The organism is Microbispora sp. H13382 (assembly GCF_014161445.1).
GTDB lineage: Bacteria > Actinomycetota > Actinomycetes > Streptosporangiales > Streptosporangiaceae > Microbispora.
In genome coordinates, this window is record NZ_JABBXA010000010.1 from 170,473 (window position 1) to 192,065 (window position 21,593).

Consider the following 21,593-nt stretch of genomic DNA (forward strand, 5'->3'; position numbering starts at 1 on the left):
GCCGCAACCGATAGGAGCCCCCAGCGCCGCCGTTCCCGGCTGGCGTGACCTCGCCCAGCATGATCAAGATGAAGAGCACACACGGTCACGGACTTGATTCCGGTTGGGTCGAAATCGGTTTTCCGGCGCCTTTGCCACTGTGACGTCTTTTATCGGCATAGTAGTTTGCGTTCATGTTCAGCCCATTTGCTGCATGCCGGGCAGCCGCTCTGCGGCCCACGGTCGTCTGGGCGGCCGTCGCCGGGGTCATCGCCGCCGGGTCGCCGATCGCGCTGGGCTCATCTCCCGCGTACGCACGGGATCCGGGCTCCTCCGCCAACGCCGTCATCGTCTGGGACCGGAACGCTCAGACCGCGATCTGGGACATCGCCGGTCAGCAGCCGCAGGTCCAGGCGCGTAGCTTCGCGATGGTCCACGGAGCGGTCTACGACGCGGTGAACGCGATCGCCGGTGCTCCCTACCAGCCATACCTGGTCGCACCGGCCGCCGATGGCACCGAGTCGACGGACGCGGCCGTCGCGACCGCGGGCTACCTGGTGCTGCACGCGCTGTTTCCCGACCAGCAGGCGAGCTTGAAGGCCCAGTACGACGAGTCGCTGGGCGCGGTACCCGACGGCGCCGCGAAACAGCGTGGAATCAGCGTGGGCACGCAGGCGGCCGATGCGATGATCGCAGCGCGGCGGAACGACGGGGCGTTCGGCGACCAGACCTGGCCCGTGGGCACCCGCCCTGGTCAGTGGCGGCCGGCGCCGCCCGCGTTCGCCTCGGACGGGGCCTGGGTCGGTCACCTCAAGCCGTTCCTCATCCCGAGGGCGTCCATGTTCCGTACGTCCGGCCCGCCGGCGCTCACCAGCCGCCGGTACGCCCGGGACTTCAACGAAGTCAAGACGGTCGGCTCGGCGACCAGCACGGTCAGGACGGCCGACCAGACGAAGGCCGCGATCTGGTGGCACGACCGGCATCTGGCCGAATGGGAGATCAAGCGCCAGCTCGCGACGCGGCAGCGACTGAACACCCTTCAGACGGCGCGGATGTTCGCCATGGTCGACCTGGCCGAAGCCGACGCCACAATCGCCTGCTACAACGAGAAGGCGGCATGGAACTTCTGGCGGCCGGTCACCGCGATCCGGCTGGCCGACACGGACGGCAACCCGGAGACGTCCGCCGACCCCGAGTGGACGCCGCTGCTCGTCACGCCGCCGCACCCCGACTACACGTCCGGGCACACCTGTTTCACCGCGGCGAGCATGTCGGCGCTGAGGTACTTCTTCGGACGGGATGACATCCCCTTCAGCGGCTACAGCGCCGACTCGGGTACGACCAGGTATTTCCGCGGTTTCTCCCAGGCGCTCGCCGAGGTCGTCGAGGCCCGAGTCTGGGGCGGCATCCACACCCGTACGGCGGACGTGCAGGGCGCGAAGATCGGTGCGCAGGTCACCGCCTACATGGTCACGCACTATTTCAAGCAGAGGCCGAGGAGCCGGTAGAGCCCACCACGCAGGAGACTCCTGCGGCCAGGAGATGCGTCTTCTTCGACGTCGACGGCACTCTTATCGATGCCCTGGACAACCAGCGGCGAGTTTGGGCGGCATGGGCGGTGCGGTTCGGCCTGGATCCCGACGAGGTCTATCGCGTCGCGCTGCGGACCCGGCCGGTGGAGACCTTCGCTCTCGTCGCGCCGGACCGGGATCCGCGTGCTTGCCTGGCCGCGCTGCACGAACTGGAGGACGAGGACGTGCGGTCCGGCGTCTACACGGCTTTCGATGGCGCGTCGGCGTTGCTGCATGCCCTGCCGCCGGGCTCGTGGGCGCTGGTGACGTCGAACTACGCCCACCGGGTTCGTGGGCGCTTCGCCCGCACAGGGTTGCCCGTACCCGAGGTCATCGTGGACGCGGCGGCGGTCGAGCAGGGCAAGCCCTCTCCCGGCCCCTATCTGCTTGCCGCCGAGCGGGTCGACGCCACCCCAGGGCATCCTGGCCTTTGCCACAGGCGAGAAGTGGACCTGACTGCACGGACTCAACCCGCCTGAAGCGCGGCCGGGGCCGGGCGGAGCTACGGCGATCCGCCCGGCCTTGGTGGTGATTCATTAAGGTCACGGACAGTTGCCGATGTCGCTTTCGGCGGAGGCCAGGACGACGTTGGTCTTGGCCAGCCCGAGGGCGTCGACGGTGACGTGGACGGCGTTGACGGTCAGGCCCTTGTCGGGCGTGGTGAATGGAATCTGCTCGTTGAGGACGAGCTTGACGACACCGACGTTGACCGTGGTGTTCGGTTGGACATTGGTGGGTTCTGCGATGACCACCGTGTTGCCGACCTTGAGAGAGGCGATCGTGGTGGTTCCGGTGGAGCCGTCGCAGGTGGTGGTGGAGCTGGATTTGATGGCCCCGACGGTGATCACCGGGATGCCGGTGATTCCGATGGTGGTGTCGTCGATGGAGGCGGTGGCCACGGACTTGCCGGGGAACTCAGTGGTGGCGACCTTGGCGCACAGGGCGTGCGCGCTGATCAGCCCGCTGAGGGTGGCGGTGCAGGGCACCGAGGTGGCGCCGGTCGAAGTGGTGGAGATGGGGCCGGTGTCGGGGGTGCGTGCGATGTTGACCAGTTGGATGCCGGCCAGGGCGGCGCTGGCGGTCAGGCCGTAGGCCCGTCCGGTCAGCCGCTGCGGCGTGACGGTGACGTGTTCGTCGCTGCACGGTGAGGTGACGGAGTTGTTGTTGGCGTCGCTGCCGTAGGTGGCGGTCCACCGGTAGGTGCCGGCCGCGCCGATGGTCACGTTGCCGGATGCGGCGGTGCCGCTGCCGGACAGGTCGTCGGTGCGGGTGGCGATCGGCGTCGTGCAGTCGGTGTCGCCGGGGGCGTACAGCTTGAACGTCACGGTACCGGTGGGGTGGAACCCGCCGGAGATGGTGGCGGTGTCGGACACGGCGCCACCGGCCGGCACGGACCCCGATGGGGTGGTGGCGATGCCCGGGGTCGCCTTGACGACCACGACCTCTTCATCGCCGCACTCGGAGGTGACCGGGTTGTTGGCGTCATCGCCGCTGTAGGAGGCCACCCACCGGTAGGTACCCACCCCGCCCGCGGCGATGTTCCCGGACGCGGCGGTGCCGCTGCCCGACACCGTCCCGGTACGCGTCTCGATGGGCGTCGCACAGTCGGTGTCACCAGGCCCGAACAGCTCGAACGTGACGGTGCCCGTCGGATGGAACCCACCGGACAGGGTCGCCGTATCCGAGACGTTCCCGCCCGCGGGCACCTGGCCCGACGGCGTTGTGGCGATCGACGGGGTCACCTTCGGAACGTGTTCGGTGATCGTTTCAGTGAAACCTGGTGACAGGACGCCGTTGAGCAGGAAGTCCACCCTGCAGGTAAGGGTGCTTCCCGGTGTGGCTCCGGCGCCGACGGAGACGGTCTCGGTGAAGGTGGCGTCATCGCCGCTGGTCACCGTACGGCTGCCCGGGGTCAGGGACACCGACAGGTTCGGATCGCAGTCGCGCAGCTGGTGGGTGACCGTGACCGGCAGGTTGTGCAGGGCCGCCAGGATGGTGTCGCTGACCTCCGAGGCGTTGAGGCCGGAGAACAGCTGTCCATCCGTGGCATCGGTGATCGCGGTCGCCTGCCCGGTCGAGTTCAGCCCGGACAGGTCGAACGCGAGCACGGTGATGTCGGCCGCCTGCAGGGCGCTGATCGCATTGGCCAGCGTGTGGCCGTTGCTGGGGTCATGGCTGGGGGCGTCCCCGATCAGCAGCACGATCCGGGTGCTGTTCGACCGGAAGGCGACCGCCCCGGACGCGACCTGGAACAGACCGTTGATGCCGTCCTCGGGGAAGTCGCCGCCGCCCGACGCGACCAGCGAGTTGAGACCGTTGGTGACGTCGGTCTGATTGGCGGTGAGGTTCTGCGCCACCCGGAACGGCGTCGCGTCCCCCATGTCCTTGTACTCGGCGACCGCGAACTGCGCGTCCGGCTGCGCCGAAGCGACGGTGGACAAGATGGTGTTCGCATTGGTCCGCACGTTCGAGATGACCCCGCCCATGCTCCCCGTTGTGTCGATCAGGAAGGTGATATCCGGCTTGGGGGGGACCGCCGGAGTGGACACGGTCTTGGCGATCGTCGTCGATCCGCCCGGAGCCAGTTCCAGCTTCACGTTCGCCGGGGTGACCCCGGGCGCGGCGGACGCCGTCCCCACTCCGGCCACCAGCATCGCACCGGCCACCGCCACGCACACGGCGGCCCGTAATCTTCGCGTCGTTCTCACGGTGTCATTCCTTCTGGTGTGGCGTTATGCCACAACGAATTCGGGATTGCTGGCCGTGCAGAATTTCTATGATTGCGCCACCCCGGGACGTCCTCTCCTCGCGTGTCGGCGCAATCGGTTACCAAATTGCATTTGTTGACGACCTCGGCGACCTTTTCGGCGCAGCCGCTGATCAGCGAGGGGGTGTGGCCACGGTCATATGGTGACTGGTCATTGAATAGATGTAAATAGGCCACTTACAGCAAGTTCCCGACTGGCCACAGTCGGCCACCCCTTGCCGGTGAGAGGTGCCTGCGAGTAGTGAATCTTTTTCAGATACGCCGAATGAAATGCGTGATCGGCCGTTTGCCGCTGAGAAAAGAGCGGCCGTTTCCCGTCCTCTGGACCGTCTGAATCGCGGTTATGAGCATCGCCGCAGAGTCGACCGACAGCTCCCCAGTCCATTCGGCATCGGTCGGATCCGACGGATACGCCGGCTTCCGGTCATGACTCCGGCACCTCGGCGAGGCGCAATCGCGGCGTCCTCAACCGTGGGCGTCCAAACAGACCCACGCATTTCCGGCTGCAGAGGCCTGGCAGGTTCAACCGGTCGCCGCATCCGGCCGCACCAGGTTGTGGTGGATCGGGGAGTGCCTCGGACGCGGCCGGGTCGTCGCCCACTCCGGCGTCTGCCAGATGACCTCCTACGAACCGGTCCGCTGCGGCCGCGTCTACCAGTTCCGCCGCCGCGCCCTCGCTCGTCACGACGTGCTGCTCGTGTCCTGGACGGCCGGATGGTGGCGTCACGAGGAGGCGTACGGGTGGCCGGACGCCGGAACGCTCCGCTTCACGGGCGACGAGCTTCACGCGGCCGGTATGACCGCCAACCTGTAGCCGCCTCGACGAGGCGGGGTGCGGCCCCTGCCCGGTGATAGCAGGCAGGGACCGCACCCCGCACCCACTGTAACGACCACGTCCGAGGGTCCTCATGCATCCGCGCTGCTACTTCTGGACGGGAGTCGGCGACGACCGCCGCAACGAGGCCGAACGCGGCCTGCCCCCGCCCTCCGGTGATCCCGGGCCGTTCCTGGCCTCGCCGCTGCCGCCGACGTGCGACTGGCTGCTCAAGCCCCGCACCCGCATCGACGTCTCTCCGGGCTCGGCGGGGGAGGCGCGGGAGTGGCTGACCGAGCGCTACCGCGCGGCCGAGTCGCACCGCTGTCCGGCATCCTGAGCCGCCCGCCGCCGGAAGGGACATCAAACTTCTGCACGCATCACCCCAGGGGTGTGGTAGCGTACATGGCGTTGCAGTTGTGGTACCCATGAAACTTGTGTGCGCCTGACGGTATGTGACCTTCAGGCGCATTTTTGTTTTCCCGGCCATCTCCGGAGGGGGCCTCATCCGGCGACACGGGATCCGCGCGGTGCGGATTTCGGTTCGGTCCCTGATAAAGGAGATTCATTATGGCTATCGGAACCGTGAAGTGGTTCAACGCGGAAAAGGGCTTCGGCTTCATCGAGCAGGAGGGTGGCGGCCCCGACGTCTTCGCCCACTACTCGAACATCGCCGCCCGCGGCTACCGTGAGCTGCAGGAGGGCCAGAAGGTGTCGTTCGACATCACCCAGGGCCAGAAGGGCCCCCAGGCCGAGAACATCGTGCCCGCCTGAACCCAGGCCCGCATCTGATTCGGGGTCCGCGCTCGACGAGCGCGGGCCCCGACTCATGTCCGGGCAGACGCTCCCTCGTGCCGCACCTCGTCGATCCTGCAAGCGCCGCTGCTCATTCTGGGCAGGTGAGCTTGCCGCGAGGGCGGATGGAGATTCAATCCTGGCCGCGAGGGAGGGCGCCGGTGCGTGGACGCCCGCCGGCATGCCGCCGGCGGAGTCGTACTCGCGCGACGCGCTTCCCTACGGCGCAGCTGTCTCAGAGCTTGTGCAGCTTTTTGTACGGGGTCGTGATTCGTTCCTGCTGCGATCGGAAATCGACGATCACAGCAACCCCATCCTCTACATCCACGACCACGCCGAGACCGTACCGATCATGGGTGACCTGGTCGTTCACACTGAACTGCTCGACAGGTGGGGCAGGAGGCGGGGGCTTGAAGGGACTTGTGGGCAGGTGACGGCGGGACGCGCCGCTGGCTGGTTTCATTCCATCCAGTATGTGCTGCTCGCCGAGATGGTCACAACCAACCTGTGGTCTCGGGCCGATGACGTCGTCATCGCCGCGGTCCGCTTCGGCGGCCCGGGGGATGACGCGAGGACCTTGGTCGGCATGCGCTCACTGCTCACGCTCGCCCGGACGGTGGACGGAACGGAGAGATCCGTCGTGCGTCACGGCCGCCATTTGTCCTGGTAGCCGCTGTGCCAGTTGTACGCCGATGCCTCCAGCTTCAGCAGGTGCTCCGCCTGGGCGTGTTCCTCGAGCGCCAGGTAGAGCTCGCCCACGAGTACGGACTCCAGGAAGTCCACGCGGTCCCGCTTCGCGGTCAGGTCCCGCTCCGCTTTGTGCGAGTCGGGCTTCCCGGCGTCCGCGGACCTGTCCACCTGGTTCAGATCCTCGGCGATGCGGGCACGCAGGAACGCGATCAACCCCTCGAACACGGCTTCCGCCTGGTGCGCACGGGCCCGGCGCGCGTCGGCCACGATCTCGCGGTAGCGGGCGGCCAGGGCGGGCTCGTCCGCGCTGGTGAGTTCCGGCCGGGGGAATCGCCGCAGGAGGGTTCCTCCATCGGCCGCCTCTTCGTCGCCGGCGGCCAGAGCGTCCCCGAGGAGCTCCGCCGCGAGCAGGGGGCGGTTGCGGACCAGCTCCAGGAGCGTCCCCCGATTGATCGTTGTCATGGCCAGGAGGTTACATGGAGTAGTCACGTGCGCGCCAAGGGTGGCCGACGTGGCCTGAGGTGGTTTCCTTCCCTCCGGTGGAAGCTCTTTTCAACCAAGTGGGCCTTGACCACACGATCGCGGGTTCGCTTCGTTCGTCAACCGGGCCTCGCGGACCATGTGGAGTCTGGTTTGTACCCGATGGGCTGCAGCCGGGCCAGGGCAAGCCGGTCGTGCTGGAGCTGGACCCCGAGGTGGCATGCCGGCCGAGCACGGCAGCCTCGCGACCGCCCGCAAACTGCTGCGCTAACCCGCCGTGTCGGACGGGTTCGCGGCGCCGCTCACGCCTGAAGAGGTGGAGGTCGCGCGGCACCGCCTCGGACATTTCGGCTGGAGCGCCGCCGTCGCCTGACCCGCTAGCGTTGTGGATCGTGAAGGAGCCCTCGTCGTACCTGCTGATTCTGGGTGACCGCCAGGCCATCGCCTGGGTGCTGCGCGAGCAGCGGATGGCCTTCCCGCCGACCTCGCGAACCGAAATCGGGCAGGTACGACCGGGTGACGAGCTGCTGATCTACACCACGCGCGGCGCGTACCGCAATCCGACCAGGGACAGGGGCCGGATCATCGGGCGGGCGGTGGTGACGACCGAGGTCCGGCGCTTCGACGAGCCGGTGCACATCGCCGGTCGTGACTTCCCGAGCGGGTGCGGTCTGCGGATCGACCGGCTGGCGCCGTGGGGGAGCGGCGTGGAGCTGCGGCCGTTCGTCGCGCGGCTCGACGCGTTCCCCAATCCGGCGGCGTGGAGCATCATGCTGCGCCGGGCGCTGCTCCGGCTCCCGGGGCAGGACGCCGCGTTCCTGCGGGATGAGCTGGCGCCGCTGACGGGGAGTCGTGACGCCAATCTGCCCGGGTATCTCGCCCAGGACCGTCCGCCCGCGCCACAGTCCTCTCGGCACGCCTGAAACACCGCAAGGAACCCGCGGAACGGCCGGAGATGAGCGTCGAGATGCGCGCTCCGGGCCTGCCGCAGGTCGAATCCAGGAAATGACGCGAATTTGTCTGCTTTCGGCTCGGCATGGCCTGTAGTCTCGTCGCCCGTGAAACAGACCATGATCGCGCTCACCTCCGCAATGGCTGTGGTGCTCGTCCCGGCGACTTCCGCCGAGGCCCGCCCCGTGAAAAGCAAGACGCTGACGCAGAACGCGCTGTACAAGGCAGGAGCCCTGCCCGTCACCGCCTGTCCGGAAAAGCCCGTCAAGAAGCTCGATCCGAAATCGGCGAGAAGTTACCTCAACGGAGTCCTCGCCTGCCTCAACCGGACCTGGACGGGGGAATTCAACGCAGCGGGACTGAAGTGGTCCACGCCCAAGGTCGTGTACGCCACCAAGGCACCGGTGAAATTCTGTGGGGCGAAGTGGAACGACTGGGGCGGCTACTACTGTGACTCCTCCCACGTGATGGAGATCGTGCTGGACGAGGACCTCCTTGGTGCCGGCGACCTGTTCCTGTTCTTCCTGACGACCTCGCTTTACGGCGAGCACGTTCAGAACCTGGCCGGCATCACCCACGGCCTGGACGTGCTTCCTCGCAGCAACAAGGCGGAATCGGCTGAGCGGTACCGGCGACACAACCTGCAGAACTTCTGCCTCGCGAGCGCCTTCGTCGCGAGCGTCTGGAAGTCCCTCGGCCGCGGCCGGGAGGACTGGGACGACATGCTCTCCTACATGCGTGCCTGGGCGGGCAAGAACGCCGGGAGCAGGAAGTCGATCACCTACTGGGCAGGCCAGGGCTTCGCGACCGGCGACCCCGGCGCCTGCAACACGTGGACCGCGCCGTCCGCCAAGGTGGCCTGACGGCTCCATCCCCGCGGCGTCCGAGTGATCACAGGGTCAGCAGCCGCCGCATCCGCAGCCGGACGGGCCGCACCCCGCGCTGCCGTTGCGGGTGGTCTTGCGGCGGTGCAGCCACCACATGCCCGCGGCGGCGGCCAGCAGCAGTCCGGCCACGGCCGGCAGCGCCTGCTCGGCCAGCGCCGCGCCCGCGCTGGTCAGCAGTCCGGCACCGATCAGCACCGGCAGTGCGCAGCAGGCCGCGCACGCCAGCACCGCCAGCGCGGCGGCGACCTTGCTGCGCCGCGGCGGCTCGCTGTCGTCGGAGGGGCGGTCCTTCGACGCGTGAGCGGTGGCGGTGAGCGACACCGCGACCGGCTCCGCCGCACGCCTCGCGGGCTGCGTCGAAGAGCCCGAGGTCGGGACCGCGACCGGCGTACGGTGGTGGTCGTCGTGGGTGCTCACCGTTCAGCTCTCCTTGGGGGGCGGCCTTCGGCCAGGTCGGCGAAGGGCAGCGGGCAGTCGGGGCAGGTGCAGTGGGTCAGGCTGTCGCATCCGGCGGTGACCACCTGGGTCAGCGCGTGGCGGATCGTGGTCAGATCGGCGATCTTCGCGTCCACCTCGGCGATCTTTGCCTGGGCGCGGGCCCGCAGATCCGGGGTGGGGTGGCCACGCCTGCCGGTGTCGAGCAGTTCGGCCACCTCCTCCAGGGTGAAGCCGAGCCGCTGCGCGGCTTTGATCACCGTCAGCAGAGTGACGGTCTCGGGCGGGTAGGCGCGGTGGCCGCCGGGGCTGCGCGCGGGTTCGGCGATCAGGCCTCTCCGTTCGTAGTAGCGCAGCGTCTGGATGTTGACCCCGGCCTGCTCGGCCACCTGCCCACTGCGCAGGTACGAATCGCCCGGGCCCTGCAGCACGAGGTCCTGTTTCACGCCGGCCGCCTCACCCCGGCGGGCGCACCTGTGCGGCTGCCCTCGCGAGCCCGCTCGGCGCGGGCCTGCAGCGCGTCCAGCACCTCGACATGCTCGGGCGGGACGGCCACGTCCAGCGTCAGGCCGCCGCCGGCGACGGTCAGGGTGAAGGTGAAGAAGGAGCAGCAGCCGTTCTCCCGGACGGTCAGCTCGGCCGCTCGCGCGGCGTGCTCCGGGTCGAAGACGAGGTCCAGTCGCAGCCGCTCACGCTCTTCGCGCCGAACCGCCTGGACCGCCTCGGCGAACAACGCGTCGAACTCGGCCACCCGCAGCGGCTGCTCGGCGGTGGGCAGTGTGCACGCGGATGGCACCCATCCCTGGTCGATGACGATGTCTTGGGTCATGCCTCGACGGTAAGCCTGTACCTGGGTACCGGATGCAACCCCCGGCGCCGCCAGAATCACTGATCGTTCGCGCGCGGCCTGGGGGTCAGGTGGATTCGGAGCGGCCGCATGACTGAGCGGAAACCCGGACCCGGGAGCGATTCTGAGCGCGACGAGCGAGACCGGGAAGACTTATACCTATGGCCCGCGAATGTGCAAGGGGACCTCCTGGCTGATAGGGAAATAGCGAGCGCCGAGGGCCCTCCCCTGGCAGCACGATTCCCAGTCATGACGCACATCGGATGTCGGGCGAGGGTGAGCTGTCACAGTTCATTCGATGTCTTGATGGTTGGCGGGACGGCGCTCGACTCGCGGACGACGAGGTGGCAGGGCAGGGCGTGCCAGCCGGGGGAGGGGGTGCCGTTGATGGCGGCCAGGAGCATCTCGGCCGCCGCTCGGCCCAGCCCCTCGAGGTTCATGTCCACGCTCGTCAGCGGCGGCTGGCAGCCCTCGGTCATGACGTCCCAGTTGTCGAAGCCGACGAGGGCGACGTCCTGCGGCACCCGGCGGCCCGCGGCGCGCAGCGCGTCGCACACGCCTCGGGCGATCTGGTCGCTGCCGCAGAAGACCGCGTCGAACTCCGCCCGCCCCGCCAGCAGGATGCCGACGGCCTGGCGACCCCACGCCTCGCTCCAGCCGCCGAACAGTGGCGGCGCGGCCGGTTCGAGCCCGTCCTCCGCCAGCCGCTCCCGCGCCGCCGCGGCGCGGACCCGGGCGGAGTTGTGATGCTCCGGCCCGGTGACGTGCGCGATCCGGGTGCGGCCGACGGCCAGCAGGTGCTCGACCGCCTTGCGGGCGCCGCCCGCCTCGTCCGGGACGACCGAGCAGTCGCCGGGGTCGGCCGAACTGATGAACGCGTACACCACGGGCACGGGCAGGTCCGCGGCGATCGGCGCGCGTGCCTCGGTCCGCCGGCCGGTCACGATGATCCCGTCGACCCGGCGGCTGAGGAGCGTCCTGACGTAGTACTGCTCGCGGATCGGGTCGTCCCGCCCGTCGCAGAGGAAGACCGACATCTCCCCGGCGCCCAGCGCGTCCTCCGCGCCGATCAGGACGGGGATGCTGAACCGGCCGATCGTGTCCGTCGTGATCATGCCGACGGTGTAGGTGCGCCCCGAGTGCAGGCTGCGGGCGCCGGCGTTCGCCTCGAAACTGAGCTGCCGTGCGGCCTCCCGGACGCGCATGCGGGTCTCCTCCCGCAGTGATCCGCGTCCGTTGAGCGCTTTGGAGGCCGTGCCCACCGACACCCCGGCCAGTGCCGCGACGTCGGCGATCGTGGCGTGACGCTCCAGTTTTCCCACGTTTCCTCCACTTTCCGATGGCGTTGCCTCAGACCACTGTATCGCCGGACCGTTCCGATGTCGGTGGGCCCGTTTAACACGGGGGAAACCCGCTATTGACGACCCGGGAGGGCGTTGGTAGCTTTCCGGCAACCGTTTTCCTTATTTTCCTAGGTTTCCTTCCGCGGGGCCGTCCCCGGCGGAGTCTCGCACGTCCCGCGTCACGACACGAGAGATCAGGGATGACCCAGCAGAAGCTGTCAGACACCGTCCCGGCCGCGCCCGGCCTCGAGGCCGCCGGGCCCGTGACCCCGACTCCGGGCGCCCTGTCCGCGTTGCGGCCGCTCGGCCTCGGCCAGGCCCGGTTGGGGGCAGGCGGCCTGCTCGGGCGATGGCGGCGGCGCAACGCCGAGGCCACGCTGCCGCACTGCGTGGACAACCTCCACGGCAGCGGCAACATCGGCAACCTCCGCGCCGCCGCGGGGGAGTCCGGGGACGAGTTCGCCGGCATGTGGTTCGCCGACTCCGACGTACACAAGACGCTGGAGGCGGCGGCCTGGCAGCTCGCGACCTCGCCCGAAGACGTCGGCCTGCGGTCGTTCGTCGACGGCACGACCGCGCTGCTCGCCCGCGCCCAGCGGGCGGACGGCTACCTCAACTCCTACTTCACCGTCGTCGCTCCGCAGGAGCGGTGGGCCAGGCCCGACTGGAGCCACGAGCTGTACTGCGCGGGCCACCTCTTCCAGGCGGCGGTGGCCGCGGCCCGCACCGGGGTGAGCCCCGATCTGCTGACCGTCGCCCGGCGGTTCGCCGACCTGCTGGTCGAGCGGTTCGGCCCGGAGGGAGTGGAGGAGGTCTGCGGGCATCCCGAGGTCGAGACGGCCCTCGCCGAGCTGTACCGGGTGACCGGCCACCGGCCGTACCTGGATCTGGCGCGGCGCTTCCTCGACCTGCGCGGGCGCGGCCTGCTCGGCCACGGCCGGTTCGGCCCCCGCTACTACCAGGACCACCAGCCGGTACGCGAGGTGCGGGAGGTAACCGGGCACGCCGTACGGCAGTTGTACCTGCTGGCCGGGATGGTCGACGTGGCCGTGGAGACCGGCGACCTGGCGCTGCTGGACGCGGCGGAGCGGCTGTGGGCCGACGCCTTCCGCTCGCGGACCTACGTCACCGGCGCACACGGCTCGCGCCACCGTGAGGAGGCGTACGGCGACCCGTACGAGCTGCCGCCGGACCGGGCCTACGGCGAGACCTGCGCGGCGATCGCGAGCTTCCAGTGGAACTGGCGGTTGCTGCTCGCGACCGGACGGGCCCGCTACGCCGACGAGATGGAACGGGTGCTGTACAACGCGGTCGCCGCCGCCGTCTCGTCCGACGGCAGGCACTTCTTCTACTCCAACCCCCTGCACCTGCGCACCGGGCACGCCAGCACGGGCGAGGAGGCGGCGGCGCGCCGCCTGCCCTGGTACTCGTGCGCCTGCTGCCCGCCGAACATCGCCCGCCTCATGGCCTCGCTGCCCGGCTACCTGTCGACCGCCGACGACGGCGGCCTGCAGATCCACCTGTACGGCGACGCCTCCCTGACCACCCCCGACGGGCGCCGAGTGGAGATGCGCACGGACTACCCCTGGCAGGGACGCGTCGAGCTGGCCGTGACCTCCGAGGCCGACGCGCCCTGGACACTCGCGCTGCGGGTGCCCGCCTGGTGCGCCGCGTACACGGTGAGCGTCGACGGGGAACCGGTTCGGGCGCCCGTACGGGACGGTTACGTCCGGCTCACCCGCGCCTGGAGGCCGGGCGCGACCGTCGTCCTCGACCTCGACATGCCCGTCCGGCAGGTAGCCGCCCACCCACGGGTCGACGCGGTGCGCGGGTGCGTCGCCCTGGCGCGCGGCCCGCTCGTGTACTGCCTGGAACAGGCCGACCTGCCGCCCGGCACGGTCCTGGAGGACGTGCGGCTCGACCCTGCCGCCCCTGCCGTTCCGATCACACCGGGTGACCGGGAGGACCTGCCGGACGTCCCGGTCGTCCTCACCGCCCGCGGGCTGGTCGCCGACGCCGGCGATTCGCTGTACACCGCCGGACCCAGGCGGGAGCGGACGGGCGCGCCGCTCACGCTCACGGCGGTGCCGTACTTCCTGTGGGGCAACCGGAGCGAGGGCCCGATGCGGGTCTGGATCCCGGTCGCCGCCGCCGGATGACCGCGGCGGGCCGGCCCCCACCGGGCCGGACCGCCCGCATGGGGACCGTCCACGGCGTCCGCCGGTCCGGGGAGGACGGTCCCGCTTCACCTCCTGCTCTACCCCCCACCTAAGCACAGAAAGAGCGAGGTCGTTCATGCGCAGACCCCGAAGCACGGTCCTGCTGTCCGCGCTGGCCGTGTCACTGACCACGGCGCTCGTCCCACTGGCGCCCGCCGAAGCGGCGGGCGCCACCCTCACGGTGAACGTCGCCCAGCCCTTCCGGCCCGTCACCCATGTCGCCGCCGGCGGCCTGTACGGCCTGGCGGAGAACAGCCGCCCGGCCGACTCCACACTGCTGCCGCTGAAACTCAACTCGCTGACGCAGCCCGCCCCCGGCGTGGGGCAGCGACCCAACGGCCAGCCGCCCGGAGGCGACTCCCTGCTCGTGGCCCCGCAGGCCACCCGCGTCGGCGCCGGGGAGTTCATCCGGATGCCGGACATCTACCCGGACTTCCCGTACCGGTGGGTGAGCTGGAACGACTGGCTGGCCAAGATCGACACGATGGTCCGCGCCCGTCTCAACGCGACCTCGGTGACCAACGTCATCGGCTGGGAGCTGTGGAACGAGCCCGACTGGACGTGGAACACCTCCGCCGCCGGGTCCTTCAACGACGGCTGGACGCGCACCTACCGGGCCGTGCGGGCACTGGACACCACGACGCCGATCGTCGGCCCGAGCACCTCCTACTACAACCGCTCCTGGTTGTCGTCCTTCCTGAGCAGCGCCAAGGCCGCGGGCACGCTGCCCGACGTCATCTGCTGGCACGAGCTGGGCGATCCCACCGCCATCGCCGCGCACATCGCCGACTACCGCGCGCTGGAAAGCTCGCTCGGCATCAGCCCTCGGCGCATCTCGATCAACGAGTACGCCGCGACGAGCGAGGTGGACGTCCCCGGCCGGATCGCCAGCTACGTGGCCAAGCTGGAGCGCGGCGGCGTCGAGTCCGCGCACCGGGCGTTCTGGTACGAGTACGGCACGATGAACGGGCTGGTCGTCAACAACAGCCAGCCCACCGGCACCTGGTGGCTGTACAAGTGGTACGGCGACATGGCCGGCCGCATGGTGACCACCACCCCCGCCACCCAGACCGGGCTGGACGGCTTCGCCTCCTACGACTCCACCCGGAAGATCGTCAACGTGGTCTTCGGCAACGAGTCCGGCACCAACACGGTCCGCGTCACCGGCATCGGCGCGCTGGGCTCCTCGGTCCGGGTCACGCTGCAGTCGACCCCCGCGAGTGGCCGCTTCACCGCCGTGACCGCGCCCACGACCGTCTCGACGAGCACGTACACCGTGAGCAACGGGCAGATCAGCGTCTCGGTGCCGAACATGTCGGCGACAAGCGCCTACAACCTGGTGATCGAGCCGGTGAGCGGGGTGCCGTCCTACCAGCAGCGGTACGAGGCGGAGAACGCCGCCGTCTTCCGCGCCCAGCGGCTGACGAGCTCCAGCGCGTCCGAGGGCGGCTACGTCGGCCGCATCGACAACAACACGAGCACGCACAGCACCGACAGCTACGTCGACTTCGTGGTGAACGTGCCCACGGCACGCGCGTACACCATGACCATCGGCTACGCCAACGCCACCGGGGCGACCGCGACACAGGGCCTGGCCTACAACGGCGGCGCCTGGACGACGGTCAGCTACCCGCCCACCGCGGCGTGGGGCCAGTTCGGCGCCACCATCAGCACCACGGTCAACCTGCGGGCGGGCTACAACGTGATCCGCCTGGCCAAGGGGTCCCCCAACTTCGCCGGCGGCACCGGCTACGCCGAGCTGGACTACATCCAGCTGACCTGAGCCGCGCCGGACATCGAAAGGAAGAGCGATATGGAAAGCCTCGACAGGGGCCGGCGCGCCGCCGGCCTGGGCCTGGTGGTCCTCGCCGTCACCGGCGGGCTCACCGCGTGCTCCGGGTCGCCCGGCGGTGACGGCGGCGCCCCGGCGGGCGCGGGCCAGGCCGCAGGCGGAGGGACCTACACGATCTGGGACCCGTACCCGCAGTTCGACGACTCCTCCGACTGGGTGAAGCTGCTCACCCAGTGCGGCACGCAGGCCGGGGTGACCGTCAAGCGGACCGCCTACGACACCACCGACCTGACCAACAAGGCGCTGCTCGCGGCCCAGCAGGGCAACTCGCCGGACGTGCTGATCGTGGACAACCCGGTCGTCTCGACGCTGGTCGAGGCGGGCGTGCTGACCTCGACCGACGAGACGAAGATCGACACCTCGGCCGTCTCGCCGAACCTGCTGGCCGCGGGCCAGATCGGCGGCAAGACGTACGGCATCCCCATCGGGGCGAACACCCTTGCCCTCTACTACAACAAGCAGGTGCTGAAGAAGGCCGGGGTGGACGCGGCCGCGGTGAAGGACTGGGCGTCGATGACGGCGGCGCTGGAGAAGGTGAAGGCGGCGGGCAAGAAGGGCATCACGTTCTCCGCCATCGGTACCGAGGAGGGCAGCTTCCAGTTCCTGCCGTGGTTCTGGGGCGCGGGCGCGAACCTCACCAAGCTGGACTCGGCGGAGGGCGTGGCGGCGCTGTCGCTGTGGACCGACTGGGTGAAGAAGGGGTACGCCCCCACCTCGGTGATCAACAACACTCAGACCACGAGCTGGCAGGAGTTCGCGACCGGCGATTTCGCGTTCGGCGAGAACGGCACCTGGCAGCTGGCCAACGCCAAGAAGACCGGTTTCGAGTACGGGATCATCCCGATCCCCGCCAAGGGCGGCGGCACCGCCCCGGCGCCGACCGGAGGCGAGTTCGTCAGCGTGCCCGTGCAGAAGGACATCGCACGTTACGTCGCCTCGCAGAAGCTGGTGACGTGCGTGGCCAGCACCGGCAACTCGCTGACCACCACGACGACGCTGTCGTACATCGCGCCGACCGAGGAGGTGCAGGCCACGCAGGTCGAGCAGAACGCCGAGCTGAAGGTGTGGGTGGAGGCGGTCAAGGCGGCCAAGGGCCGCACCAGCGACGATCTCGGCACCAAGTACCCGAAGATCTCCGAGCCCATGTGGAAGGCGATGCAGGCCGCGCTGAGCGGGTCGCAGCCGCCGCAGGAGGCGCTGACGGCCGCCCAGGCCACGGCGGCGAGCGCCGTTCAATAGGCGCGGCTCATTAGGCGGCTCGGTAGGCGCGGCGCGCGGGCCCGGAGCATCCGGGCCCGCCCTCTCGTCAGACGAAGGAAAGCATGAAACACGCAACACAGACGCCGGCTCCGCGCGCGGGGGAGAACCGGCGGGAGCGGGTTCCGGCGCCGCGTTCCCAGGGCGCCGGCAGCGCTCACCGCGCGCCCGCACGGCGATCGGGCCAGTGGGCGGCATGGGCGTTCCTCGCGCCGATGGTGGTCTATCTGCTCGCGTTCTACGTCTACCCGCTGTACCGCAACGTCGACCTGAGCCTGCGCGACTACACGGTGCGGTCGTTCGTCCGGGGGGACGCGCCGTTCACCGGGCTCGCCAACTACGCGAAGGTCGTCCGCGACGCCACGTTCGGGCCGGCGCTGTGGCACACGGTGGTGTTCACCGTGGTGTCGCTGGCCTTCCAGTTCACCATCGGGCTCGCCCTGGCCATGTTCTTCACCCGGAGCTTCCGGCTGTCGGCGACGTTGCGCGCGCTGTTCCTGGTGCCGTGGCTGCTGCCGCTGATCGTGTCGTCCTCGACGTGGTCGTGGATGCTCAACAGCGAGTCGGGCGTGGTCAACGCGGTGCTCGCGGCGGTGGGCATCGACCCGGTCAACTGGCTGACGTCGCCGGACTGGTCGCTGTGGTCGGTGACCATCGCCAACATCTGGATCGGGATCCCGTTCAACCTCGTCGTGCTGTACAGCGGCCTGCAGGCGATCCCGTCCCACATCCACGAGGCGGCCGAGCTGGACGGTGCGACCGGCTGGCAGCGGTTCTGGAAGGTGACGTTCCCGCTGCTGCGGCCGGTCTCGGCGATCACGCTGCTGCTCGGGCTGGTCTACACGCTGAAGGTGTTCGACATCATCTGGATCATGACGAAGGGCGGGCCCAGCGACGCGTCCACGACGCTTGCCACCTGGTCCTACCGGCTGGGCTTCGGCAACCTGCTGCCCTCCTTCGGGCCGGGCGCGGCGGTCGGCAATCTGCTGATCGTGATCGCGCTGGTCTTCGGCCTCGTCTACATCCGCGCGCAGCGAAGGCAGGGAGCGGCATGAGGGCGGCCGGGCGTGGCTGGTGGCGGACCGGCCTGGGAGTGGTGTTCACCGCGCTCATGCTGTTCCCCGTCTACTGGATGGTCAACGTGTCGTTCACCCGGGACCAGGACATGCGCAAGTCGCCGCCGTACTGGTTCCCCGTGCACGGGACGCTCGAGGGGTACCGCGCGGTGCTGGAGCAGCAGTTGCCGTACCTCGGGGTGAGTCTGGTCGTCGGGCTGGGCACCGTGGCCCTGACGCTGGCGATCGCGGTGCCCGCGGCGTACTCGCTGGCCAAGCTGCGGCCGCGCGGCCGTGGCGTGCTGGGCTTCGTGCTGCTGATCGCGCAGATGATCCCCGGTGTGATCATGGCGATGGGGTTCTACGCCATCTTCCTCGCCACCGGTGTGCTCAACACCGTGCCGGGGCTGATCGTGGCGGACTCGACACTGGCGGTGCCGTTCGCGGTGCTGATCTTCACGGCGTTCATGTCCGGCATCCCCGAGGAGTTGCTGCAGGCGGCCCGGGTCGACGGAGCCGGTGCCCTGCGCACCTTCTGGTCGGTGGTCCTGCCGGTCAGCCGCAACTCGGTCATCACGGTGTCGCTGTTCGCGTTCCTGTGGGCGTGGTCGGACTTCGTCTTCGCCTCCACCCTCGACCAGGGCGGCGCCCACCAGCCGATCACGCTCGGCATCTACCACTACATCGGCAACAACAACCAGCAGTGGAACGCCATCATGGCCACCGCCGTGATCGCCTCCATCCCCGCCGCCGTGCTGCTCGTCATCGCGCAGCGCTACGTCGCCGCGGGCGTCACCGCCGGCGCGGTCAAGGACTGAGCGCGTCCGGGAACATGAGTTAGTTGGGCAACTGACTGAGAGTCGACAAGCGGATCCGCGACCGCTACGGTTGCTCCAAGTAAGTCAGTGAACTAACTTATTGGAGCGACGATGATTGTCGTGACGGGCGCCACCGGGAACGTCGGGGGCCGGTTGGTCGCGCTGCTCGCCGCCGCGGGCGAGCGGGTGACCGCCGTCTCGCGGCGGGCCGCCGAACTCCCCGAGGGGGTACGCCATGTGCGGGGCGACCTGGAGGACCCCGCCGGGCTGAAGGACGCCTTCGACGGAGCGGACGCACTGTTCCTGCTGGTGGCCGGTCAGGACCCGCGGGCCGTCCTCGACGCCGCCCGGGCCGGCGGGGTAGGCCGGGTCGTCCTGCTGTCCTCCCAGGGGGCGGGGACCAGGCCGGAGTTCTACCGCCACTCCGCCGCCTTCGAGGACGCGGTGCGCCGGTCCGGGCTGGAGTGGACGATCCTGCGTCCCGGCGGCTTCCACTCCAACGCCTACGCCTGGGCCGAGTCCGTCCGCGGCGGCCGTACCGTCGCCGCTCCGTTCGGCGACGTCGGCCTGCCGACCGTCGACCCGGGCGACATCGCCGAGGTCGCCGCGGCCGTCCTGCGTGAGGACGGGCACGCGGGCCGCGTCTACGAACTGACCGGGCCCGCGCCGACCACGCCGCGGGAACGCGCGGCGGCGATCGGGGCCGCGCTGGGCACGCCGGTGCGGTTCGCCGAGCAGACCCGGGAGGAGGCGCGGGCGCAGATGCTGCACGTCATGCCCGAGCAGGTGGTGGAGGGGACGCTCGCCATCCTGGGGGAGCCGCTGGAGGCCGAGCGGAGGGCCGGTCCGGACGTCGAACGCGTCCTCGGCCGCGCTCCCCGGTCCTTCGCCGACTGGGCCGTACGCAACGTGGCCGCCTTCCGGTGAGACCGGCCGGATCACGCACTTCGACATCTGAGAGGAATCCGTCGTGCCCGTTCAGAGTGTGCTCGGCGCAACCATCCACTATCGGGAAGCCGGTTCCGGGGCGCCGATGGTCTTCCTGCACGGCAACCCCACGTCCTCCTACCTGTGGCGGCACGTCATGCCCGCTGTCGGCGAGGGCCGGCTACTGGCGCCCGACCTGATCGGCATGGGTGGTTCCGGCAAGCCCGGCATCGCCTACACCTTCGCGGATCACGCGCGCTATCTGGATGCCTGGTTCGACGCCCTCGATCTTCGCGACGTGGTCCTCGTCGGCCACGACTGGGGCGGCGCCCTGGCCTTCGACTGGGCCTCCCGTCATCCGGATCGCGTGCGGGGCATCGCCTTCACCGAAACCATCGTCAAGCCGATGACCTGGGAGGAGTTCCCCGAAGGGGGCCGGGAGCTGTTCGCGGCCATCAAGACCGAGGGTGTCGGCGAGAAGATGATCCTCGACGACGACGCGTTCATCGAACAGGGGCTGCCGGGGACCGTCGCCACCCCGATCGACCGGAGCGACCTGGCCGTCTATCGCGAGCCGTACCCGACGCGGGAGAGCCGCCTCCCGCTGCTGCGGTGGGCGCGCTCGATGCCGCTGGGCGGCGAGCCGGCCGACGTGGTGGCACGCGTGGAGGCGTACGGCGCGTGGCTGGCCGCCAGCCCGCAGGTGCCGAAGCTGCTGCTCGCCTTCGCGCCCGGACCCGGCACGATGATGCACCGGGACATGATCGACTGGTGCGCGGCCACCATGACCGGCCTCGAGATTCGCCGGTACGACGTGGTCGCGGGGCACCACACCCCCGAGGATCATCCGGAGCTGATCGGCAGGGCCGTCGCGGATTGGGTGAGGACGCACGGGCCGCGAGAGCTCTGAGCCTGGAAGTTTCACCGGCGCCCCGCGCGCGGCCGGGCTTGACCAGGGGAGTCGGAGATGTTGTCACGCCGGGGTTTCCTCGACGGGCTCGCGGTCCTACGGTGACCCCACTCCCGGCGTCGAAGGTTTCGGACCGTCGAAATGCCGTCGAAGCGCTTCGACGTCGCGGATTCGACGGCGCCGCCCGCCGCGGGCGGCGCCGGAAGGGACTACGGCGGAGAGGAAGACCATGCTCAGAACGCTGCGTCTGCTCGTCTCGGCATCGACGCTCATGGCGGTCGTCGGGCTGCTCGCCAGCCCGGCCCAGGCGGCCGTGTGGTCCTCGTCGGACCAGTGGGGCACCTGGACCAACGGCGGCTACACGCTCTACAACAACATCTGGGGCGGCGGCGCCGGTCCCCAGACGATCTGGGCGAACTCGTACAGCAACTGGGGCGTGTGGGCGAACCACCCCAACACCGGCGGCGTCAAGTCCTACCCCAACGTCAGCCGGAACGTGAACCGGCGCATCAGCGCGCTGCGCTCGGCGACCAGCGGCTTCAACGTCACCGTGCCGAACGGCGGCGCGTACACGGCGGCGTATGACATCTGGTGCGACGGCCACACCTACGAAATCATGCTCTGGATGAACAAGTACGGCCCGGTCGGGCCGCTCGGCTCCCGGCAGACGAGCGTGACGGTCGGCGGCCACAGCTGGGACGTGTACCGCGGCTCCAACGGCTCCAACCAGGTGTTCTCGTTCGTCCGGCGGGGCAACGCCACCTCCGGCACCGTGGACATCAAGGCGGTGCTGACCTGGCTCAGGACGAACAACTGGTTCGGCGACGTGACTCTGGGCGACGTCCAGTTCGGCTACGAGATCACTTCGTCGAGCGGCGGGATGGACTTCCGCACCAACAGCTACTCCCTGACGGTGAGCTGACGAATCTCGGCAGGAACCGCGGCGGGCCACGGGTGCCGGTCGGAACTGTCGGTGCCCTCCAATACGGTCGTCTC

22 protein-coding genes are annotated in these 21,593 nt (G+C 69.7%); 16 read left to right on the plus strand and 6 right to left on the minus strand.

From position 1 onward, the window contains the following. The first annotated feature begins 173 nt into the window (after positions 1-173). Both HHX41_RS21360 and HHX41_RS21365 read left to right on the plus strand, forming a co-directional pair. Positions 174-1,487 (plus strand): vanadium-dependent haloperoxidase, encoded by a 1,314-nt coding sequence (locus HHX41_RS21360; protein ID WP_182907405.1) that lies wholly within the window; start codon positions 174-176, stop codon positions 1,485-1,487. Beyond that, a complete protein-coding gene (locus HHX41_RS21365) occupies positions 1,376-2,029 on the plus strand; it encodes an HAD family hydrolase (protein WP_182907505.1) in 654 nt (217 codons plus the stop codon). Before HHX41_RS21360 ends, HHX41_RS21365 begins: the two co-directional genes overlap by 112 nt. 63 nt (positions 2,030-2,092) lie before the next feature. On the opposite strand, the gene HHX41_RS21370 is transcribed toward HHX41_RS21365, so the two are convergent. Next, entirely contained in the window at positions 2,093-4,258 is a 2,166-nt protein-coding gene (locus tag HHX41_RS21370) for a vWA domain-containing protein (protein WP_182907406.1), read from the minus strand. Positions 4,259-4,933: 675 nt separating this feature from the next. Between HHX41_RS21370 and HHX41_RS21375 the strand changes: the two genes are divergently transcribed. The 4 genes from HHX41_RS21375 to HHX41_RS21390 all read left to right on the plus strand — a co-directional run bounded on the left by HHX41_RS21375 (position 4,934) and on the right by HHX41_RS21390 (position 6,596). Then, on the plus strand, positions 4,934-5,131 hold the full coding sequence (locus HHX41_RS21375) for a hypothetical protein (RefSeq protein WP_182907407.1): 198 nt from the start codon (positions 4,934-4,936) through the stop codon (positions 5,129-5,131). Between the two features lie 94 nt (positions 5,132-5,225). Continuing rightward, positions 5,226-5,471 carry a hypothetical protein gene (locus HHX41_RS21380; protein WP_182907408.1) on the plus strand — a complete coding sequence of 82 codons (246 nt, stop codon included), beginning with the start codon at positions 5,226-5,228 and terminating at the stop codon, positions 5,469-5,471. A 230-nt stretch (positions 5,472-5,701) separates the two neighbouring features. Next, a complete protein-coding gene (locus tag HHX41_RS21385; protein ID WP_182907409.1) occupies positions 5,702-5,905 on the plus strand; it encodes a cold-shock protein in 204 nt (67 codons plus the stop codon). Between the two features lie 202 nt (positions 5,906-6,107). Then, positions 6,108-6,596, plus strand: coding sequence for a hypothetical protein (locus HHX41_RS21390; RefSeq protein WP_182907410.1), 489 nt, complete (start codon positions 6,108-6,110; stop codon positions 6,594-6,596). Here HHX41_RS21390 and HHX41_RS21395 read toward each other — a convergent pair. Beyond that, the gene (locus HHX41_RS21395; RefSeq protein WP_169987031.1) at positions 6,572-7,078 is read right to left on the minus strand and encodes a hypothetical protein; all 507 of its coding nucleotides are present in this window, start codon (positions 7,076-7,078) and stop codon (positions 6,572-6,574) included. The two genes, HHX41_RS21390 and HHX41_RS21395, sit on opposite strands and share 25 nt — an antisense overlap. 410 nt (positions 7,079-7,488) lie before the next feature. Between HHX41_RS21395 and HHX41_RS21400 the strand changes: the two genes are divergently transcribed. After that, the gene (locus HHX41_RS21400) at positions 7,489-8,019 is read left to right on the plus strand and encodes a hypothetical protein (protein ID WP_182907411.1); all 531 of its coding nucleotides are present in this window, start codon (positions 7,489-7,491) and stop codon (positions 8,017-8,019) included. Positions 8,020-8,166: 147 nt separating this feature from the next. After that, positions 8,167-8,910 (plus strand): neutral zinc metallopeptidase, encoded by a 744-nt coding sequence (locus HHX41_RS21405; protein WP_182907412.1) that lies wholly within the window; start codon positions 8,167-8,169, stop codon positions 8,908-8,910. Positions 8,911-8,946: 36 nt separating this feature from the next. On the opposite strand, the gene HHX41_RS21410 is transcribed toward HHX41_RS21405, so the two are convergent. The 4 genes from HHX41_RS21410 to HHX41_RS21425 form a co-directional block, all read right to left on the minus strand. Then, positions 8,947-9,351, minus strand: coding sequence for a hypothetical protein (locus HHX41_RS21410; RefSeq protein WP_182907413.1), 405 nt, complete (start codon positions 9,349-9,351; stop codon positions 8,947-8,949). Then, positions 9,348-9,815: a MerR family transcriptional regulator gene (locus tag HHX41_RS21415; protein WP_310742109.1), complete on the minus strand. Its 468-nt coding sequence runs from the start codon at positions 9,813-9,815 to the stop codon at positions 9,348-9,350. The genes HHX41_RS21410 and HHX41_RS21415 overlap by 4 nt, the downstream gene beginning before the upstream one ends. Beyond that, a complete protein-coding gene (locus HHX41_RS21420; RefSeq protein WP_182907414.1) occupies positions 9,812-10,198 on the minus strand; it encodes a hypothetical protein in 387 nt (128 codons plus the stop codon). Before HHX41_RS21420 ends, HHX41_RS21415 begins: the two co-directional genes overlap by 4 nt. Before the next feature lie 302 nt (positions 10,199-10,500). Continuing rightward, a complete protein-coding gene (locus tag HHX41_RS21425; protein ID WP_310742110.1) occupies positions 10,501-11,538 on the minus strand; it encodes a LacI family DNA-binding transcriptional regulator in 1,038 nt (345 codons plus the stop codon). A gap of 221 nt (positions 11,539-11,759) precedes the next feature. Here HHX41_RS21425 and HHX41_RS21430 point away from each other — a divergent pair, with 221 nt between their 5' ends. From HHX41_RS21430 to HHX41_RS21465, 8 genes are all read left to right on the plus strand, one after another. Further along, positions 11,760-13,718 (plus strand): glycoside hydrolase family 127 protein, encoded by a 1,959-nt coding sequence (locus HHX41_RS21430; RefSeq protein WP_182907415.1) that lies wholly within the window; start codon positions 11,760-11,762, stop codon positions 13,716-13,718. 136 nt (positions 13,719-13,854) lie between these two features. Beyond that, positions 13,855-15,561, plus strand: a complete 1,707-nt coding sequence (locus HHX41_RS21435) for a hypothetical protein (RefSeq protein ID WP_220504292.1) — start codon at positions 13,855-13,857, stop codon at positions 15,559-15,561. 30 nt (positions 15,562-15,591) lie between these two features. Continuing rightward, entirely contained in the window at positions 15,592-16,869 is a 1,278-nt protein-coding gene (locus HHX41_RS21440; protein WP_182907416.1) for an extracellular solute-binding protein, read from the plus strand. 83 nt (positions 16,870-16,952) lie between these two features. Next, positions 16,953-17,942 (plus strand): carbohydrate ABC transporter permease, encoded by a 990-nt coding sequence (locus HHX41_RS21445; protein WP_182907417.1) that lies wholly within the window; start codon positions 16,953-16,955, stop codon positions 17,940-17,942. Further along, a complete protein-coding gene (locus tag HHX41_RS21450; protein WP_182907418.1) occupies positions 17,939-18,760 on the plus strand; it encodes a carbohydrate ABC transporter permease in 822 nt (273 codons plus the stop codon). The genes HHX41_RS21445 and HHX41_RS21450 overlap by 4 nt, the downstream gene beginning before the upstream one ends. A 111-nt stretch (positions 18,761-18,871) precedes the next feature. Then, a complete protein-coding gene (locus HHX41_RS21455; RefSeq protein ID WP_182907419.1) occupies positions 18,872-19,687 on the plus strand; it encodes an SDR family oxidoreductase in 816 nt (271 codons plus the stop codon). 43 nt (positions 19,688-19,730) lie between these two features. Next, a complete protein-coding gene (locus HHX41_RS21460; RefSeq protein ID WP_182907420.1) occupies positions 19,731-20,597 on the plus strand; it encodes a haloalkane dehalogenase in 867 nt (288 codons plus the stop codon). 169 nt (positions 20,598-20,766) lie between these two features. After that, a complete protein-coding gene (locus tag HHX41_RS21465; RefSeq protein WP_310742119.1) occupies positions 20,767-21,519 on the plus strand; it encodes a GH12 family glycosyl hydrolase domain-containing protein in 753 nt (250 codons plus the stop codon). The last annotated feature ends 74 nt before the right edge of the window (positions 21,520-21,593 follow it).

Excerpts from the sequence above, each read along its gene's own strand:
- HHX41_RS21360 (WP_182907405.1), top strand. The coding sequence starts at position 174 with ATGTTCAGCCCATTTGCTGCATGCCGGGCAGCCGCTCTGCGGCCCACG.
- HHX41_RS21375 (WP_182907407.1), top strand. The coding sequence starts at position 4,934 with ATGACCTCCTACGAACCGGTCCGCTGCGGCCGCGTCTACCAGTTCCGC.
- HHX41_RS21380 (WP_182907408.1), top strand. The coding sequence starts at position 5,226 with ATGCATCCGCGCTGCTACTTCTGGACGGGAGTCGGCGACGACCGCCGC.
- HHX41_RS21385 (WP_182907409.1), top strand. The coding sequence starts at position 5,702 with ATGGCTATCGGAACCGTGAAGTGGTTCAACGCGGAAAAGGGCTTCGGC.
- HHX41_RS21390 (WP_182907410.1), top strand. The coding sequence starts at position 6,108 with ATGCCGCCGGCGGAGTCGTACTCGCGCGACGCGCTTCCCTACGGCGCA.
- HHX41_RS21395 (WP_169987031.1), bottom strand. The coding sequence starts at position 7,078 with ATGACAACGATCAATCGGGGGACGCTCCTGGAGCTGGTCCGCAACCGC.
- HHX41_RS21405 (WP_182907412.1), top strand. The coding sequence starts at position 8,167 with ATGATCGCGCTCACCTCCGCAATGGCTGTGGTGCTCGTCCCGGCGACT.
- HHX41_RS21420 (WP_182907414.1), bottom strand. The coding sequence starts at position 10,198 with ATGACCCAAGACATCGTCATCGACCAGGGATGGGTGCCATCCGCGTGC.
- HHX41_RS21430 (WP_182907415.1), top strand. The coding sequence starts at position 11,760 with ATGACCCAGCAGAAGCTGTCAGACACCGTCCCGGCCGCGCCCGGCCTC.
- HHX41_RS21435 (WP_220504292.1), top strand. The coding sequence starts at position 13,855 with ATGCGCAGACCCCGAAGCACGGTCCTGCTGTCCGCGCTGGCCGTGTCA.
- HHX41_RS21440 (WP_182907416.1), top strand. The coding sequence starts at position 15,592 with ATGGAAAGCCTCGACAGGGGCCGGCGCGCCGCCGGCCTGGGCCTGGTG.
- HHX41_RS21445 (WP_182907417.1), top strand. The coding sequence starts at position 16,953 with ATGAAACACGCAACACAGACGCCGGCTCCGCGCGCGGGGGAGAACCGG.
- HHX41_RS21450 (WP_182907418.1), top strand. The coding sequence starts at position 17,939 with ATGAGGGCGGCCGGGCGTGGCTGGTGGCGGACCGGCCTGGGAGTGGTG.
- HHX41_RS21455 (WP_182907419.1), top strand. The coding sequence starts at position 18,872 with ATGATTGTCGTGACGGGCGCCACCGGGAACGTCGGGGGCCGGTTGGTC.